13 protein-coding genes are annotated in these 15,949 nt (G+C 30.4%); 5 read left to right on the forward strand and 8 right to left on the reverse strand.

Annotated elements, in window-relative coordinates; all coding sequences use genetic code 11:
- Positions 1-116: 116 nt before the first annotated feature.
- Both ACN5J5_RS08850 and trkA read right to left on the reverse strand, forming a co-directional pair.
- Positions 117-1,616 carry a TrkH family potassium uptake protein gene (locus ACN5J5_RS08850; RefSeq protein ID WP_418644562.1) on the reverse strand — a complete coding sequence of 500 codons (1,500 nt, stop codon included), beginning with the start codon at positions 1,614-1,616 and terminating at the stop codon, positions 117-119.
- Positions 1,616-2,962, reverse strand: a complete 1,347-nt coding sequence (gene trkA, locus ACN5J5_RS08855; RefSeq protein ID WP_303528519.1) for a Trk system potassium transporter TrkA — start codon at positions 2,960-2,962, stop codon at positions 1,616-1,618. Before trkA ends, ACN5J5_RS08850 begins: the two co-directional genes overlap by 1 nt.
- Before the next feature lie 98 nt (positions 2,963-3,060).
- Here trkA and radC point away from each other — a divergent pair, with 98 nt between their 5' ends.
- From radC to ACN5J5_RS08875, 4 genes are read left to right on the forward strand one after another with little or no spacing between them, the layout of a single operon-like run.
- Positions 3,061-3,747 (forward strand): RadC family protein, encoded by a 687-nt coding sequence (radC, locus tag ACN5J5_RS08860; protein ID WP_418644563.1) that lies wholly within the window; start codon positions 3,061-3,063, stop codon positions 3,745-3,747.
- A 26-nt stretch (positions 3,748-3,773) separates the two neighbouring features.
- Entirely contained in the window at positions 3,774-5,087 is a 1,314-nt protein-coding gene (locus tag ACN5J5_RS08865) for a polysaccharide deacetylase family protein (RefSeq protein WP_418644564.1), read from the forward strand.
- An 18-nt stretch (positions 5,088-5,105) separates the two neighbouring features.
- Positions 5,106-5,783, forward strand: coding sequence for a YjjG family noncanonical pyrimidine nucleotidase (locus ACN5J5_RS08870; protein WP_418644565.1), 678 nt, complete (start codon positions 5,106-5,108; stop codon positions 5,781-5,783).
- A gap of 49 nt (positions 5,784-5,832) precedes the next feature.
- Positions 5,833-6,576, forward strand: a complete 744-nt coding sequence (locus tag ACN5J5_RS08875; protein ID WP_418644566.1) for a hypothetical protein — start codon at positions 5,833-5,835, stop codon at positions 6,574-6,576.
- Between the two features lie 36 nt (positions 6,577-6,612).
- Here ACN5J5_RS08875 and ACN5J5_RS08880 read toward each other — a convergent pair whose 3' ends face one another.
- Positions 6,613-7,884 carry a replication-associated recombination protein A gene (locus tag ACN5J5_RS08880; RefSeq protein WP_418644567.1) on the reverse strand — a complete coding sequence of 424 codons (1,272 nt, stop codon included), beginning with the start codon at positions 7,882-7,884 and terminating at the stop codon, positions 6,613-6,615.
- A gap of 75 nt (positions 7,885-7,959) precedes the next feature.
- Between ACN5J5_RS08880 and ACN5J5_RS08885 the strand changes: the two genes are divergently transcribed.
- On the forward strand, positions 7,960-8,664 hold the full coding sequence (locus ACN5J5_RS08885) for a rhomboid family intramembrane serine protease (protein ID WP_418644568.1): 705 nt from the start codon (positions 7,960-7,962) through the stop codon (positions 8,662-8,664).
- Positions 8,665-8,700: 36 nt separating this feature from the next.
- Here ACN5J5_RS08885 and rlmB read toward each other — a convergent pair whose 3' ends face one another.
- From rlmB to ACN5J5_RS08910, 5 genes are all read right to left on the reverse strand, one after another.
- Positions 8,701-9,438 (reverse strand): 23S rRNA (guanosine(2251)-2'-O)-methyltransferase RlmB, encoded by a 738-nt coding sequence (rlmB, locus tag ACN5J5_RS08890; protein WP_418644569.1) that lies wholly within the window; start codon positions 9,436-9,438, stop codon positions 8,701-8,703.
- 81 nt (positions 9,439-9,519) lie between these two features.
- Positions 9,520-10,338 (reverse strand): hypothetical protein, encoded by an 819-nt coding sequence (locus ACN5J5_RS08895; protein ID WP_418644570.1) that lies wholly within the window; start codon positions 10,336-10,338, stop codon positions 9,520-9,522.
- 58 nt (positions 10,339-10,396) lie between these two features.
- Positions 10,397-11,869 (reverse strand): RagB/SusD family nutrient uptake outer membrane protein, encoded by a 1,473-nt coding sequence (locus tag ACN5J5_RS08900; RefSeq protein WP_418644571.1) that lies wholly within the window; start codon positions 11,867-11,869, stop codon positions 10,397-10,399.
- 22 nt (positions 11,870-11,891) lie between these two features.
- Positions 11,892-15,098, reverse strand: a complete 3,207-nt coding sequence (locus ACN5J5_RS08905; protein WP_418644572.1) for a SusC/RagA family TonB-linked outer membrane protein — start codon at positions 15,096-15,098, stop codon at positions 11,892-11,894.
- A 114-nt stretch (positions 15,099-15,212) separates the two neighbouring features.
- The gene (locus ACN5J5_RS08910; protein WP_418644573.1) at positions 15,213-15,890 is read right to left on the reverse strand and encodes a hypothetical protein; all 678 of its coding nucleotides are present in this window, start codon (positions 15,888-15,890) and stop codon (positions 15,213-15,215) included.
- Between the last annotated feature and the right edge of the window lie 59 nt (positions 15,891-15,949).

Genomic DNA, 15,949 nt, shown 5'->3' on the forward strand with positions numbered 1-15,949 from the left:
TAGTAACCAAATTTAACAATAGATAATGTGAGGTTGTAAAAAAAAACCTTGAGCGTATAAGTTAAAAGTATAAAAGAGGTTAAAAAAGGTATAAAGGTGCTATTCTTTGTAAAACATTAATTTTTACGCCAAAAAAAAGGAGTAAATAAAATTAATACAGTAAAAAGCTCTAATCTTCCTATCAGCATTAAAAATGAGCAAAACCATTTGGCTGCGATAGATAAATGATTAAAATTACTAACAGGGCTAACGCTACCAATTGCAGGGCCAATATTTCCTAAAGAAGAAGCACACGCACCTAAGGCAGAATAAAAATCTAACCCGAAGAAAGATAAAATAATAGTACCTGTAATAAAAATACCCATATACAAAACAAAGAACGAAAGTATGTTAAAAACAATAGTTTGTTTTACCGCTTTTCCGTCATAACGAACTGGTATTATTGCATTTGGATGCAATGATTTTTTAAATTCTAAAAAACTACTTTTAAGCATTACAATATGCCTTACAATTTTCACACCTCCAGAGGTAGAACCGGCAGAACCACCTAAGAAAAATAAAGAAAAAAACATGGCGGTAACCAAAAAACTCCACATGGTAAAATCGGCACTTACAAATCCGGTTGTTGTAACTACTGAAATTACTGAAAAAAGTGAATGGCGTATGGCACTTTCAACTTTTCCAAAAACCATTGGGTGTTCAATGGTAGTTTGTAATGCAGGATCTTGATAAAAAATAATCATAACTGCTATAAAGAATGATATAGTTAAGGTTCCGAATAAATAATATTTAAATTCCTCACTCTGAATTACTTTTCTAACTTTTCCTTTTAATGCAAAATAAGTAAGAACAAAGTTAGTACCCGCTATAAACATAAAAAATATAATAATGTATTGTATCATTGGTGTTCCGTTCCAATGTGCTACACTTGCATTTTTAGTTGAAAAACCACCTGTACTTACTGTTGCCATGGCATGATTAAGGGCATCAAACCAGTTCATACCGGCTACTTTTAATAATAACAATTCAACAGCGGTAAGTAATACATATATTTGCCAAAGTCGTTTTGCGGTATCAGTAATACGTGGGTGTAATTTATCTGCGGATGGCCCGGGCGCTTCGGCCATAAACAACTGCATACCTCCAATACCTAATAGAGGCAATATTGCAATGGTAAGTACAATTATCCCCATTCCACCAATCCAATGGGTTGCACTACGCCAAAAAAGAATCCCTTTTGGCATTGCTTCGATGTCTGTTAATATTGAAGATCCGGTTGTAGAATATCCTGAAATAGTTTCAAAAAAAGCGTTGGTAATTGACGGAATACTACCTGATAATATATAAGGAAGCATTCCTGTTAAGGTTAAAATCAACCATCCGAAGGTAACAATAAGATACCCTTCTTTTTTTTGAATTTTTTTAGTGTCAGGTTTGTTAAAAAAGTAAAGAATTAAACCTATAGCAATAGTGATAATACCAGCGTTTAAAATTCCCCATTTAGAATTTTCGTTATAATAAAAACTAAAAGGAAGTGAAAGCCACATAAATAATCCGTTAAGAATGGCTGTTATTCCTAAAAAACGATAAATTAACTTTAGATTTAGGTTTTCCATTAGTTAAATAATTCTTCTACAACTGATATTGCTTCTGGTAAACAAAACACGATTGCTTTATCACCACTTTGTAATTGAAAATTTCCGAAAGACATGTGTGGTTTCCCATCTCTAATAACACCACCGAAAACTGCTTCTCTAGGAAAACGTAATTCTTTAATTGGTTTGTGAGTTACTTTAGCATTTTCTTGCACCTCGAATTCAAAAACTTCAGCGTCAATATTATGTAAATTAGCTAGCGCCAAAATTTCTCCTTTACGTATGTGGCGAAAAATATTACTAGCAGCAATTAGTTTTTTATTGATAAGCGTATCAATACCTATGGTTTGTGAAATGTTGATGTAATCCATGTTTTCAACCAAGGCAACTGTTTTTTTTACTCCTTTAGATTTTGCTACCAAACAAGACATAATGTTTGTTTCAGAATCGCCAGTTACAGCAATAAAGGCATCCATTTCTCTAATACTTTCTTCTTCTAAGAGTTCTATATTACGGCCATCACCATGAATTAACAAGGTGTCCATCAGGTCTTCAGCAAGGTTTAACGCTTTTTCTTTTTTGCGCTCAATTAGTTTTACATTAAAATTATCTTTGCAAAGGCTTCGGGCAGTTTTTCGTCCAATACTACTTCCGCCCAAAATCATCACATTTTTAATATCTATTTGCTCTTTACCAACAATTGGATATAATTTAGAGATGCTATAATTGGGTACTGAAAAATAAACTTGATCGTTCATTTTATAGGTAGTATCCCCACGGGGGATGATAGTTTGCGCAATTCCTTCACGTTTTATCGCGATGGTAATAAAATCAACCAAGCTAAACTTTTCTTTAGCTTCTTTAACGGTTAAATCTAATATAGGTGATTTGTAACCAAGGGTTGTTCCCATGATATTAAAAACACCGTTTTCAAAAGCAACAGTATCATTAAAAGAAGATTGATTTAGTAATAATTTAATTTCTTCGGCAGCTAAAGCTTCAGGAGAAATCATAAAATCAACACCATAATTTTTAAAATTAATACTATCGTTTTTAACAAATTCAGGGTTGTTAATTCTGGCGATTGTTTTTTTAACTCCAAGTGCTTTTCCTACAACGGCTATTGTAAAATTAGTGTTTTGACTTTCGGTAACAGCTAGTAACAAGTCAGCTGAACCGATACCAATTTCTTTTAATAATTTAATAGAGGTTGCATCACCTTTTTTAGTAATAACATCTAAATGATTGTTGATATAATTTAGCTTTTCGCCATCAAAATCAATCACATAAGTATCTTGTGATTCGTAAGAAAGGAGTTTAGCCAAATGAAAACCTACATCTCCAGCCCCGGCTATAATAATTTTCATGGTTGAAATTAAAAAATGATAGGAAGCAAAGATACTGTGCATCTTTGGGTTGTGCAAAAAATGAATTATATTTATGTGTTATTTTGATATAATAAGCGATGAAAAAGATATCTATTAAATCATGGGCGTTGGATGATAGACCGCGTGAAAAACTGATGTTAAAAGGAAAATCGGCGTTATCTGATGCCGAATTAGTCGCCATTCTTATCGGTTCTGGTAGTAGAGAAGAAAGTGCTGTATCGTTATCAAAAAAGATATTAATATCGGTAAATAACGACTTAAATGCATTGGCTAAATTATCTATTGAAGAGTTAATGAGGTTTAAAGGAATAGGCGAAGCGAAAGCAATATCTATAATTACGGCTTTAGAATTAGGGAAAAGAAAACAGTTTGAAGAAGGTGACACTATTATAAAAATAAAAAGTTCGTTAGATGCTGCTACTATATTTACTCCTTTTTTAGAAGATTTAGAACACGAAGAATTTTGGGTGTTATATTTAAATAATTCAAACAAAGTTTTAGCGAACCATCAGTTAAGTAAAGGCGGCTTTACAGCTACATTGGTTGATATAAGATTGTTGTATAAAAAGGCTTTAAAACTATCGGCAGTAGGGATTATTGTAGCACATAATCATCCGTCAGGAAAATTAGCGCCAAGTAAATCAGACATTCAATTAACTAATAAAATAAAAGAAGCGGGTATAACTTTAGATATAAAATTATTAGATCATTTAATAATAACCGAAAAAACGTATTTTAGCTTTGCAGACGAAGGAATATTATAGTCGTTTGTGTTTTACGATTCTAGTTAATGGCTATGATACTTATTTACACACATAAAATAACACCTCGTGTTCGCTATATTTTTAAGCATATTTTTACACGTATATTACAAATTCCGATTAATTTTACAGGTAAAGTAGAAGAGTTTGTGGCGTATAATGGTCCTAAGTTTTCATATACCAATGTTGCTTTAGGAAAAGAGTTTTTTGTTAAAAGCAACGAGTTGTTATTTCAACAAGGAATTAAAGATTTAGAAATAAATGTTAAAGCATGGGATGCTATTCCTTGTTTTTTTTCAACAGATGAACAATCAGCAATTCCATTTGATATTTTTGCAGCAAGCTTTTATTTAATAGCAAGGTATGAAGAATATGCGCCGCATGTAAAAGATAATCATGAACGTTTTTGTGCAACAGAAAGTATTGCGTTTAAACATAATTTTTTAGAAAAACCTGTAATAGACATTTGGGCATATAAATTTTTAAAGAGTTTAAAAGTTAAATTCCCAGATTTTGAACATTCAACAAGAAAATATCAATATATATCTACGATTGATGTAGACAATGCTTTTGCCTATAAATACAAAAGTTTTGCAAGAACAATTGGCGGATTTTTAAAGGATTTATCTCAATTTAAATTAATTACCATTTGGGATCGGTTTGCGGTATTGTTTAATATAAAAAGCGATCCGTTTAACACTTTTAATTCGATAATAGAACTAAAAAAAATATATGAGATAAGAACTATTTTTTTCTTTTTAATAGGGGATTATACAACTTTTGATACCAATGTTTCGGCGTCAAAAAGAAAGTTTAAATTATTGATAAAAGACATGGTAGATTATGCTCGTGTAGGTTTGCATCCGTCGTATTATACCATGAAAAATGAAAATTTATTAAAAAAGGAAAAAGAACGATTAGAGGATATCATAAATATGCCTATAAAACGCTCTCGTCAGCATTATTTACGTTTTTCGTTACCAGAAACCTATCATAATTTAATAGATTTAGAAATTACAGAAGATTATTCTATGGGGTATGCAAGTCATGTTGGCTTTAGAGCAGGAACCTGTGCGCCTTTTTATTTTTACGACTTAGATTTTGAGATTCAAACACCCTTAAAAGTGTTTCCTTTTGCATTAATAGACACTACTTTAAATGATTATATGAAATTAACTCCCAAACAATCTCTAGGAAAAATAAGAGATTTAAAAAACGAGGTTAAAGCAGTAAATGGAGTGTTTATAACCGTTTTTCATAACGAAAGTTTAAGTAATTACCAACGATGGAAAGGGTGGAAGCGGGTTTATAGTTCGATGTTAAAAATTGTAAGAAGCAACTAAAAAAAGATAATAAATTTTATGAATGTAACACATATTTTTTTTGATTTAGATCATACTCTTTGGGATTTTGATAGAAATTCAAAATTAACATTTCAACAAATTTTTAAAGAGCAAAATATTCCATTAGCGATAAGTGATTTTTTAGAGGTTTATATGCCTGTAAATTTAGCTTATTGGAAATTATACCGCGAAGATAAAATCTCGAAGTCAAAATTAAGGTTTAACAGATTAAAAGATGTTTTTGATGCTTTAAATTATAAAATATCGGATGCTTTAATTCATAAAATTTCTGAAGATTATATCAATTATCTTCCTAATCACAATCATTTATTTGACGGAACAATTGAAATTTTAGAGTATTTAAATACAAAATACGAATTACATATAATTACAAATGGGTTTGAAGAGGTTCAAAATTTAAAATTACAAAAATCAGGAATTGATCAATATTTTAAAGAAATTATAACATCAGAAAGTGTAGGAGTAAAAAAACCAAATCCAAAAGTTTTTGAGTTTGCATTATTAAAAGCCAAGGCAACCGCACAAAGCTCTATAATGATTGGAGATAGTTATGAGGCAGATGTTTTAGGAGCTTTAAATTCAGGAATGTTAGCCATTCATTTTACACCAGAAGTTAAAAACAATTCAGGGATTTTAAATATAAATAATTTAAGTCAATTAAAAGATTACTTGTAGTCTATTTTATTATTAGCGATATTGCTGAAATATATATTAAATAAAAAAAATGAAAAAAATATTTTGTGTTTTGTTGTTTTTAACAGCGTCAGTTTTTTCTCAAAAAAACATTAACAATTATAAATACATCATTGTACCTAATAAATTTGATTTTGTTCAAAAAAGTGATCAGTATCAAACAAGTTCCTTGACTAAGTTCTTATTTAATAAATATGGATTTAAAGCTTTTTTTGCTGATGAAAAATTACCATCAGACTTAGCAGTTAATAGATGTTTAGCATTAACAGCAGTAGTAAAAAGAGAATCAAGTTTATTGGCAACTAAAGGAGTTATTGAATTACGAGATTGTTATAATAAAGTTATTTTTACATCAATCACAGGTAAGAGCAAGTTTAAAGAGTATAAAAAAGCATACCACGAAGTGATTCGTAAATCTTTTAAATCAATTCAAAACTTAAATTACAATTACAATCCTGAAAAAAAGGATGTTGTAAATGTTAAAATTCAAAAAGACTTAGTTAAAGAAGTCTCACCTAAAAGTATTGTTAAAAAACCTTTAAAAGTTCTTAAAAATAATTCAAAACTAAATTTATATGCGCAAACAGTTGTTAATGGTTATCAACTTGTAAATACAAAACCAGAAGTTGTTTTTAAAATAATAAAAACTGGGATTAAAAATGTTTTTATTATTGAAAATAAAAACGGAATTTTTTATAAAAGTGGCGAAATTTGGATTGCTGAATACTATAATGGCGGTGTTAAAAAAGTAGAAAATTATCAAGTTAAATTTTAACGTATAAAATAAAAGAGAGCGATTAAGCTCTCTTTTTTAATAATTGTATTTATCCTTCCAGCGTTGTTTTAATAATTCTCTAAATTGATTTTCACGAGCATTATTACCAGGTTCGTATAATTTAGTGTTTTTAATTTCGTCAGGTAAAAATTCTTGATTTACAAAATTACCAGTATAATTATGCGAGTATTGATAATCTTTACCATAATCTAAATCTTTCATTAATTTGGTAGGTGCATTTCTTAAATGCAAAGGAACTGATAAATCTCCTGTAGTTTTTACTAAATTTTGAGCCTCACCAATTGCCATATAAGAAGCATTACTTTTTGCTGAATTAGCTAAGTAAACTGCACATTGACTTAATATAATTCTAGATTCTGGATAGCCAATAACTGACACTGCTTGAAACATATTATTAGCCATAATTAATGCCGTTGGATTAGCATTACCAATATCTTCTGAAGCTGAAATAAGCATTCGTCTGGCAATAAACTTAACATCTTCACCACCTTCAATCATTCTTGCTAACCAATATACAGCGGCATTTGGGTCACTACCTCTTATCGATTTTATAAATGCTGAAACAATATCATAATGTTGCTCGCCTGTTTTATCATATCTAACCGTATTTTTTTGAATTTTAGATAAAACTAAATCATTTGTAACTTCAATAACATCTTCAGCAGCCACTAACAATTCAAAAATATTTAATAATTTTCTAGCATCACCACCAGAAACTTGTAAAAGAGCATCTGTTTCCTTTAAACTGATTTTTTTTTGAGAGATAAATTCATCTTTATCAATAGCTCTATGTAACAGCGCTATTAAATCATTTTTATCAAAAGAATTTAAAATATATACCTGACAACGAGAGAGTAGGGCAGGTATAACTTCAAAACTAGGGTTTTCGGTTGTTGCACCTACTAAGGTTACCCAACCTTTTTCTACAGCGCCTAATAATGAATCTTGCTGAGATTTACTAAATCGATGGATTTCATCAATAAATAAAATTGGATTTTTTTGAGTGAATAAACCTCCACTTTTTTTAGCTTTTTCAATTACTTCACGTACATCTTTTACACCTGAACTTATAGCGCTTAGAGTGTAAAATGGTCGTCCAGATTCGTTTGCAATAATGTTTGCTAAGGTTGTTTTTCCGATTCCTGGTGGTCCCCACAAAATTAATGACGGAATTATACCTTGTTTTATGTGATTGGTTAAAATGCCATTTTCTCCTACCAAATGTTGTTGACTGATATAGTCTGATAAATTTTGAGGACGAATTCTTTCTGCCAAAGGTTGATTCATTTTGTAAAAATAGAAAAGATTTATGACAGATGTTCAGAAAATTAAATTTGGATTTGTTTTTGTTACATTGTAAGCATGAAAGTAAGTGAACATTTACAGTTTTCGCCAACAATTTTAAGGCTCCCATTTCTATTTATTTTTTTAATCTGGTTTGTGTATTGGTTAGAAATTTATTTTGGATTCAACTTTAATAAGTTTGGCGTATTCCCAAGAAGTTTTAGTGGTTTTAAAGGTGTTTTTTTTAGCCCTTTTATTCATAGTGATACAAATCACCTTTTTAACAATTCGGTTCCTTTGTTTGTACTGTCATTAAGTGTTTTTTATTTTTATAAAAAGGTAGCTTATAAAGTATTTATTTATGGTGGTGTTTTTACAGGGATTTTAACATGGATAATTGCTCGTGAATCGTATCATATAGGAGCTAGCGGAATAGTATATTTACTTTTTAGTTTTGTTTTTTTTAGCGGAATTATAAAAAGACATTATCGGTTAGTTGCAGCATCATTAATTATAATTTTTCTGTACGGAAGTATGATTTGGTATGTTTTACCAATTAAAGAAGGGATGTCTTGGGAAGGGCATTTATCTGGTTTTATAGTCGGTTTATTTTTAGCGATAATTTACCGAAATAAGGGAATCGTAAAAAATAAATACGAATTTTCTAAAACAGATTTTGATGATATGTTTGATGAAAAAGGAAATTATATTCCACCAAAAATAATTGATGATGAAAACTTACCAGAGTTAAAGTGTAATTACATTTATAAAGAAGAAGAATAAAAAAGTCCTGCTAATTAGCAGGACTTTTAGTTTATATTATTGTCGTTGTCTTAAAGTTTCATATAAAAATACTCCACAAGCAACAGAAACATTTAATGATTCTATTTCACCTAATAAATGTAGTTTTGCTTTGTAATCAACCATTTTAAGTACAGAGGTACTAACTCCTTTGTGTTCAGATCCCATTATAATGGCTATTGGTTGATTAAAATCAACATTAAAAACAGAATCTTCTGTTTTCTCAGTAGCAGCAACCATTTTTATATCAGCAGCTTGCAATTGAAACATTGCATCTTTAATATGATCTACTTTACAAATAGGAATTTTAAAGGCAGCACCAGCTGAGGTTTTTATGGTTTCAGCATTTACAGGAGCACTACCGCTTTTTTGAATAATGATTCCGTTAACGCCAGTACATTCAGCAGTTCTAATAATAGCTCCAAAATTACGCACATCAGATACTTGATCTAATAATAAAAATAATGGTGTTTTATCAGAATTTAAAGTAGTTTCAATTAAGGTTTCTAAATCATGAAAAGCTACAGGAGAAATTTTAGCAACCGCTCCTTGATGATTACTGTGTTTAGATAATCTATCTAATTTCTCTGTAGGCACTACACTTGTAGATACTTTATTTTTTTTTAATAGTTTATCTAACTCAAAAAATAAGTCTCCTCTAAGTCCTTTTTGTAAATATACTTTGTTAATTGAGGCATTACTTTCTATTGCTTCAATTATTGCTCTAATACCAAAAATAGTAGTGTTTTCTTCCATGCTGCAAATGTACTAGAATTTATGGTATAAAAAAACCACCTCAAAAGAGGTGGTTATAAAGTACAATATACTACTTTAATATTATTGCTTTGTCATAACTACATTAATAATTGTAGAAAAGACTCCAGCATCTACTTGTCTAATAAAATCTAATGAAATAGAATAATCACAAGAATTTAAAGCAGATGTATCTTTAGAATCGTCATAATCTGCAAAAACTGAAGGGTTAACAGCGTATAAGTCACCGTAAGTAGGGTGAACATAAAGTACACCTCCTTGTCCGTAAGGAGCAAAAGAAACTTTAGGTTTTACTTCATCAGAAAGATCTAAAATGATGTTAGTTGTACCACCAACATCATATAAATTAGTTAAAACTAACTCATTTGGTTGTGTACCTTTTTCAACTATAACTTCGTAGTTGTATTGACCATCTTCTAATGCGTCATAAGTTCCTACAAAATTATTGATATCAAAAGGACAAGATCTAAAGATATTTAAAGTTAAAGTTTCTCCGAAATAGTAAGATTCATCTTCACTACTTAATCTTAAATCAACAGTTTTATCTGTGTCTAACCAAGCACCATCATTAACTTCAACAGTTATTACTCCTTTATTACTACCTCCAGGTATAGTAACAGTACTAGGAATTGTATAGAATTGAGTATCTGCAGTACTAGTATCTAATATTTCAACATTAAAAACTCTACTAGAAGAAGTTGTTTTTGTTGAGAAAAAGTTATATTCAACATTACTTTGTTCGTTATAACCTACAGGTACTTTTTCAGTTGATTGACTGAACGAAATGTATTTTAAACTAGAAGTTTCTATTTCGTCTTCACAGCTTGTAAAAGTGAAGGCTAAAGAAAATATAGTTAAAAATGTAAAAATTTTTTTCATCATAATATTACATATTAATCTTGTACTAACTTAACTCTGTTAAGTTAGTACAAGTTTTTTTTTAGTTAATAAAAGGGTTGTTTTGAATTTCAGCACGTGGAATGTCAAAAGTTAATCTATCGTCTGTATGAGGAACTGATAAACCTGCATGGAAAACGTGATTAGTACCTCTCGTCATCATTTGTTTATTTCTCTTCATTGATAAATAACTTTTTCCTTCACCCCAAAGCTCAACTCTTGTTTGTAAAATAACTTCATTTAATAAAGCTCCTCCAGATAAGGCATCTACATAAGAATAGTCAGAAGCACTAGTAAATCTTTTAGATAATAATTGTTTTAGTCTACTCTTAGCATCAGCATCCATACCTTCTTTTGCAGACATTTCAGCAGATAATAAGTACATCTCAGCAACTCTCATATAAATGTAGTCATCTTCAATATTTCTTTGACCACCTATAACTCTAGCTCCATTATAAAATTTACCTCTAGGCTGTAAACCATTACTTGTATCAAATTGAGTTTTTCTAATATCATTAGCTTTTATTTTAGCATATAAAATATCATCCATACCCTTTTCATCTCCAGCCCATTGGTAACTGTATGTATATACATCCATTTGTCCCCACCAAGAAACTAAATCTAATCCGTTAGTTAAGGTAACATCAAATCCCCAAATCCAACCAGGTGTGTTTACATTAGCAAAACCACCAGTAACTTCACTTGCATCCATTAATGGATAACCAGCACCAATAATTTGATCAGCTAAATTTTTAGCCATCATATTAGAAGCGCTATCTCCTTTAGCTGCATAAGCGTAAGCTAATAATCCTTTAGCAACATCTGCATTTACAGCTGATTTATTAGGTCTTACAAAACCATTTAATAAACTAATAGCAGAAGTAAGATCGCTAATAATTACATCAAATACCTCGCTCATTGGAGCTTGTGGTTTAATAGGGTCAAAAGCATCAGTATATAAAGGTAAAACAGCCTCAGTTGGGTTGTATTCAGGTGCATATAATTGTGATAAATAAAAATATGCATAAGCTCTTAATGCTTTAGCTTGTCCTAAAGAAGCTTTAGCTTCTGGAGAAGTAGGTATTGCATTAGTTCCTCCTAAAGAAGTAATAACTAAGTTAGCTGATTTAATAGCTCTGTAATAATATCTCCAAGGCATGTAGTTGAAGTTATCAGAGAAATCTACTGTAGAAATAAGGTTTGTGAAATTACCGTATCTAGCGTAGTTATTAGCCGTTAAAGCTAAATCACCAGATAAGAAATCGGTCATTATATCATACCCTTTTTGTCCAAAATCTTCATGTCTTGAGGTTCCTCCTGTTCCTGTATTTATCATCATAGAATAAATACCGTTAAGGTTTGCGTCTAAAATTTCTGGATTTAATTGTCCAGATGCCCCTGCATCATCAACATTTATAAAAGAAGTAGGTGTTTTTTCTAAAAGATCATCACCACAACTAAAAAATGTTGTAAACACAGTAAGAGCTAATACTGTTTTGATTAAATTACGTTTCATCTTTTTTTAATATTTTAATTAATTAAATTTTTACACGAACACCAAATGTGAATGTAGATAATGGATTATATCTATATCTAGCTGAAGAACCTACTAAAGAAGCAGATGGGTTAAAACCTTTTCTAGCACTTAATAAGAAAAGATTATCTCCAGATATCCAAAGATTTACATTAGATACACCAGTGTTGCTTAAAAAATTAGACGGAATACTATACCCAATTCTTACATTATTTAATCCTAAATAATCTGATTTAGTTAAAAAACGAGTTGACCCATTGTTAACTGTAACATTTTGGTTACTATATAATCTTGGTATGTTAGTTATATCACCTGGTTTTTTCCAGCTGTTTCTAATATCAACATGGTAATTATTACTACCCGCTTGACCGTTACCCATTACACTAGCATAATTACCATCGTAACCGTAACCACCAATACTGTAAGCAAATTGAGAACTAATATCAAAATCATAAATCTTTGCAGATAATCTAAAAGCACCTCTTACAGAAGGTATAGCAGATTTACCGACAAACTTGTTTGTTGCTTCTGTATGAGTACTTGTAAGTGCTTGTTTAATATCAGCTCCAGGGTTTCTTGTTTTATATTCAAATAATTCTAAAATTTCTTCACCAGAATCAAAAGAACCATTATTGTTATTATCTACATAGTTAGTTTCCCATAATGGATTACCATTAGAAGCATCTACACCTGCCCATACTGGCATATAGTAATCATATCTACTGTGACCTTCAGCTCTACCAAAATTCCCAGCAATATCAATTATTTTATCTCTTCCTTCTGCGTTATCATAAGGCATATCAGTTATTTCATTTTCTAATATTTCCCCGTTTACAGATAAATCTAATTTGAAATCTTCTTTGTTAATAATGTGACCAGTTAAATCAAATTCTAAACCTCTATTTACAATAGCTCCGTCGTTTCTAGTTTCAAGTGCATCTCCAATTGAAATAGCAGAACGAACATCAAACATTAAGTCTTGAGTATCTTTAATATAGTAATCGATAGAACCATCTAATATATTGTTAAACAATCTAAACTCTGTACCTATTTGATACATGTTACTTGATTCCCAAGTTAATTCAGCATTTTCTCTTGGTCTAACAAGTAATGAAATATTACCATCTAAATTATCTATATCGTACCCATTTTGACCTGAATAGAATCCAGCACCAGCTTGGTCTCCTGTAATACCGTAACTTGCTTTAACTTTTAAATAGTTAACAAAGCTTACATTACTCATAAAGTTTTCTTTACTCATAATCCAAGAAGCTCCTGCAGACCAGAATGTACCCCATTTATGCTTTGCAAAACGAGAAGATCCATCACGTCTTATTGTACCTGTTAAAAAGTATTTATTGTTATAGTTATAGTTTGCTTGAGCAAAGTAACTTTCTAAACCTGTTTCTTCAGTATATCCTGTAGGATCAGAACTAGCGTTAACGTAGTTTGTAGGATTATCTAATCCGTTTACTAAGTTTACTACAGTGTTTTTACTAATATAAGTACGATCTCTTTTCCACTCATTACTTTCATGTGCTAATAAAGCTGTAATGTTGTGGTTTCCAAAACTTTTGTTGTAATTAAACATTTGTAAAAAGTTTTGTGTTAAAGCTTGTCTTTGTTGTTTAAATAAACTACCTCCTTGCCCAGCAGCTGAACCGTAGAAAGGATTGTTTATACTATTGTCGATAAAACTATAGTAGTTAGCAGCATATTTTGTTGTAAATGATAAATCATCAGAGAAGTTAACTTTAAAAGAAAAGTTACCATTAACAGAGTGACGCTTGTTTTGACTTAAGTCGTAATTAGCATCAGCAATTGCATTTGTTAAACCTCCAAAACCTCTATTTGTACCATAATCATATTGGTTACCTCCATAAAAAGGGTCCGCTACAATAGCTCCAGTTGCATCACGTAAAAATAATGGGTAAATAGAAGGGATATTATCTGTAAACCAAAAAATAGACCCTGAATCTTCAGATTGACCATTAGCTGTTTGTTCAGCATAAGAATAGTCAATATTAGCATTAGCCTCTAACCATTCTGCTGGCTTGTGAGTAATATTTAATCTTGTTGAATAACGTTGGTAGTCAGAGTTAACTAAGTAACCTTTGTCATCAAGATAACCAAAAGAAGAAAAGTAAGTTGTATTTTCATTACCACCACTCATACTTAAATTTGCTTCAGTTCTAATAGAAGATTGGAAACCATAATCAGACCAGTCTTCAGGAGTGTATTTTCTTGAAACACCAGATCTAACTTTACCTGTTGTTGGGTTAATAAGGTCACCTACAGAAGTTACATTCCACATGTTATAATCAGGGCTAATACCAGCTCCAGAAAATAAATTTGCATTAGCATAACCTGTTGGGTCAGCACTACCTAAACTTTCTCCTGTGTTTCTTAATGAAGCCCAAGAAGTTTCAATATACTCGTCTTGAGATCTGATAACATCATAAGAAGGTAAAAGTCTCATGTTAACACCTGTTTTAATATCAACAGAAATGTTAGAAACTCCGTTTTTACCTTTTTTAGTTGTTATAACAATAACCCCATTAGCACCTCTAGAACCATAAATAGAAGTTGCAGTTGCATCTTTTAAAACAGTTGTAGATTCAATATCTGCAGGGTTAATATTACTAATACTATTTAAGTAAGGTACACCATCTACAACGTATAAAGGAGAACTATTACCATTAATAGTACCAAATCCTCTAATTCTAATTGTAGCAGCAGAACCAGGTTGTCCACTACCGTTAACAACAGTAACCCCTGCTACCTCACCAGCTAAAGCTTGAGAAACATTAGAAACAGATTTTGCTTCTAAGTATTCACTTTTAACAACTTTCGCAGTACCCGTAAAGGCTTGTTTAGTAGAAGTTCCATATCCAGTAACTACAACTTCATCAAGTAATGAATCTGCCTCCATGCTAAGGTTAATAGTGTTGTTAACTCCAACAGTTTTTTCTACTGTTTTCATACCAACAAAACTAAACACTAACACATCACCTGTTTTAGCTTTAATAGAATAGTTTCCATCAAAATCTGTTTCACTACCTTGTGTTGTGCCTTTCTTTAATACTGTAACTCCAGGTAATGGACCCGATTCGTCAGAAACGGTACCTGAAATTGTCTTGTCTTGTGCAAAGGAAATTTGCACAAATAACGCCAGTAATAACGTTAAAATTCCATTAAACTTTGTTCTCATTATGTAATTATTTGAATTAATTAGGCGCTAAAATGCTAATTATATCTTAAATAAACAATTTTTTAACATAAAGAAATTAGTATTTTTTTAAGAGTTTAAAGGAATAAAGTCGGTTTATGTGTTTTGTTTCAATAATAAAATAAGATCTTTTGTCTTTTTAATTTTTAATTTTTTGTGTTTTTTTGAGTCGTACTTAATATTTAGTTTTTTAAATAAATCCTTCTTTTTTTTAGGTAATTTTATTATTTGATTTTCTTTAAGTAAGTATTTTTTTGATTTAACGGTTACTTTATTATGATATAGACCTAAAGTGGTGTTAGAAGGGATGCTTTTTTTGTCCAGAAAAAAGATCTCAATCAATTTATTGCCGTTTTTAAAAGTGTGTAGTTCTTTGAAGTAATTTTTATTGTTGACTGTAATTTCTTTTGATGGAATGAATTTATGCTTGTTTATTATGATTTGTTTAACTTCATTTTTTTTTAAAAAGTATACAGTGTTATCTATTATAAATTCAAATCTTTTGTCGAATAAATTGTAATTACAGGCGTCGAAAGTGAAGTTTTTGTTGTTTTTGTCAGTAATGTTACATTTGCTCCATTTGTCCTTATTTAGATAATAATGACCTTGGGCTTTTGTAGAATGCTCAGAGTTGTTTTTGCTATTGACTTTAGCCATTGCAAAAAACTCCATGTTGTTATTAAATACGCCATTTTTGTAAGGTACATTTCTACTTTGTGAATATATGTTTATAGATAATAAACATATTATTATGAGTTGGATTTTCTTTATCATGATTTTTTGTTTTGTTGAAAAAAAAAGCTGTTAGTAACACTAACAGCTTTTATATATTA

The organism is Tenacibaculum insulae, from assembly GCF_964512435.1.
GTDB lineage: Bacteria > Bacteroidota > Bacteroidia > Flavobacteriales > Flavobacteriaceae > Polaribacter > Polaribacter insulae_A.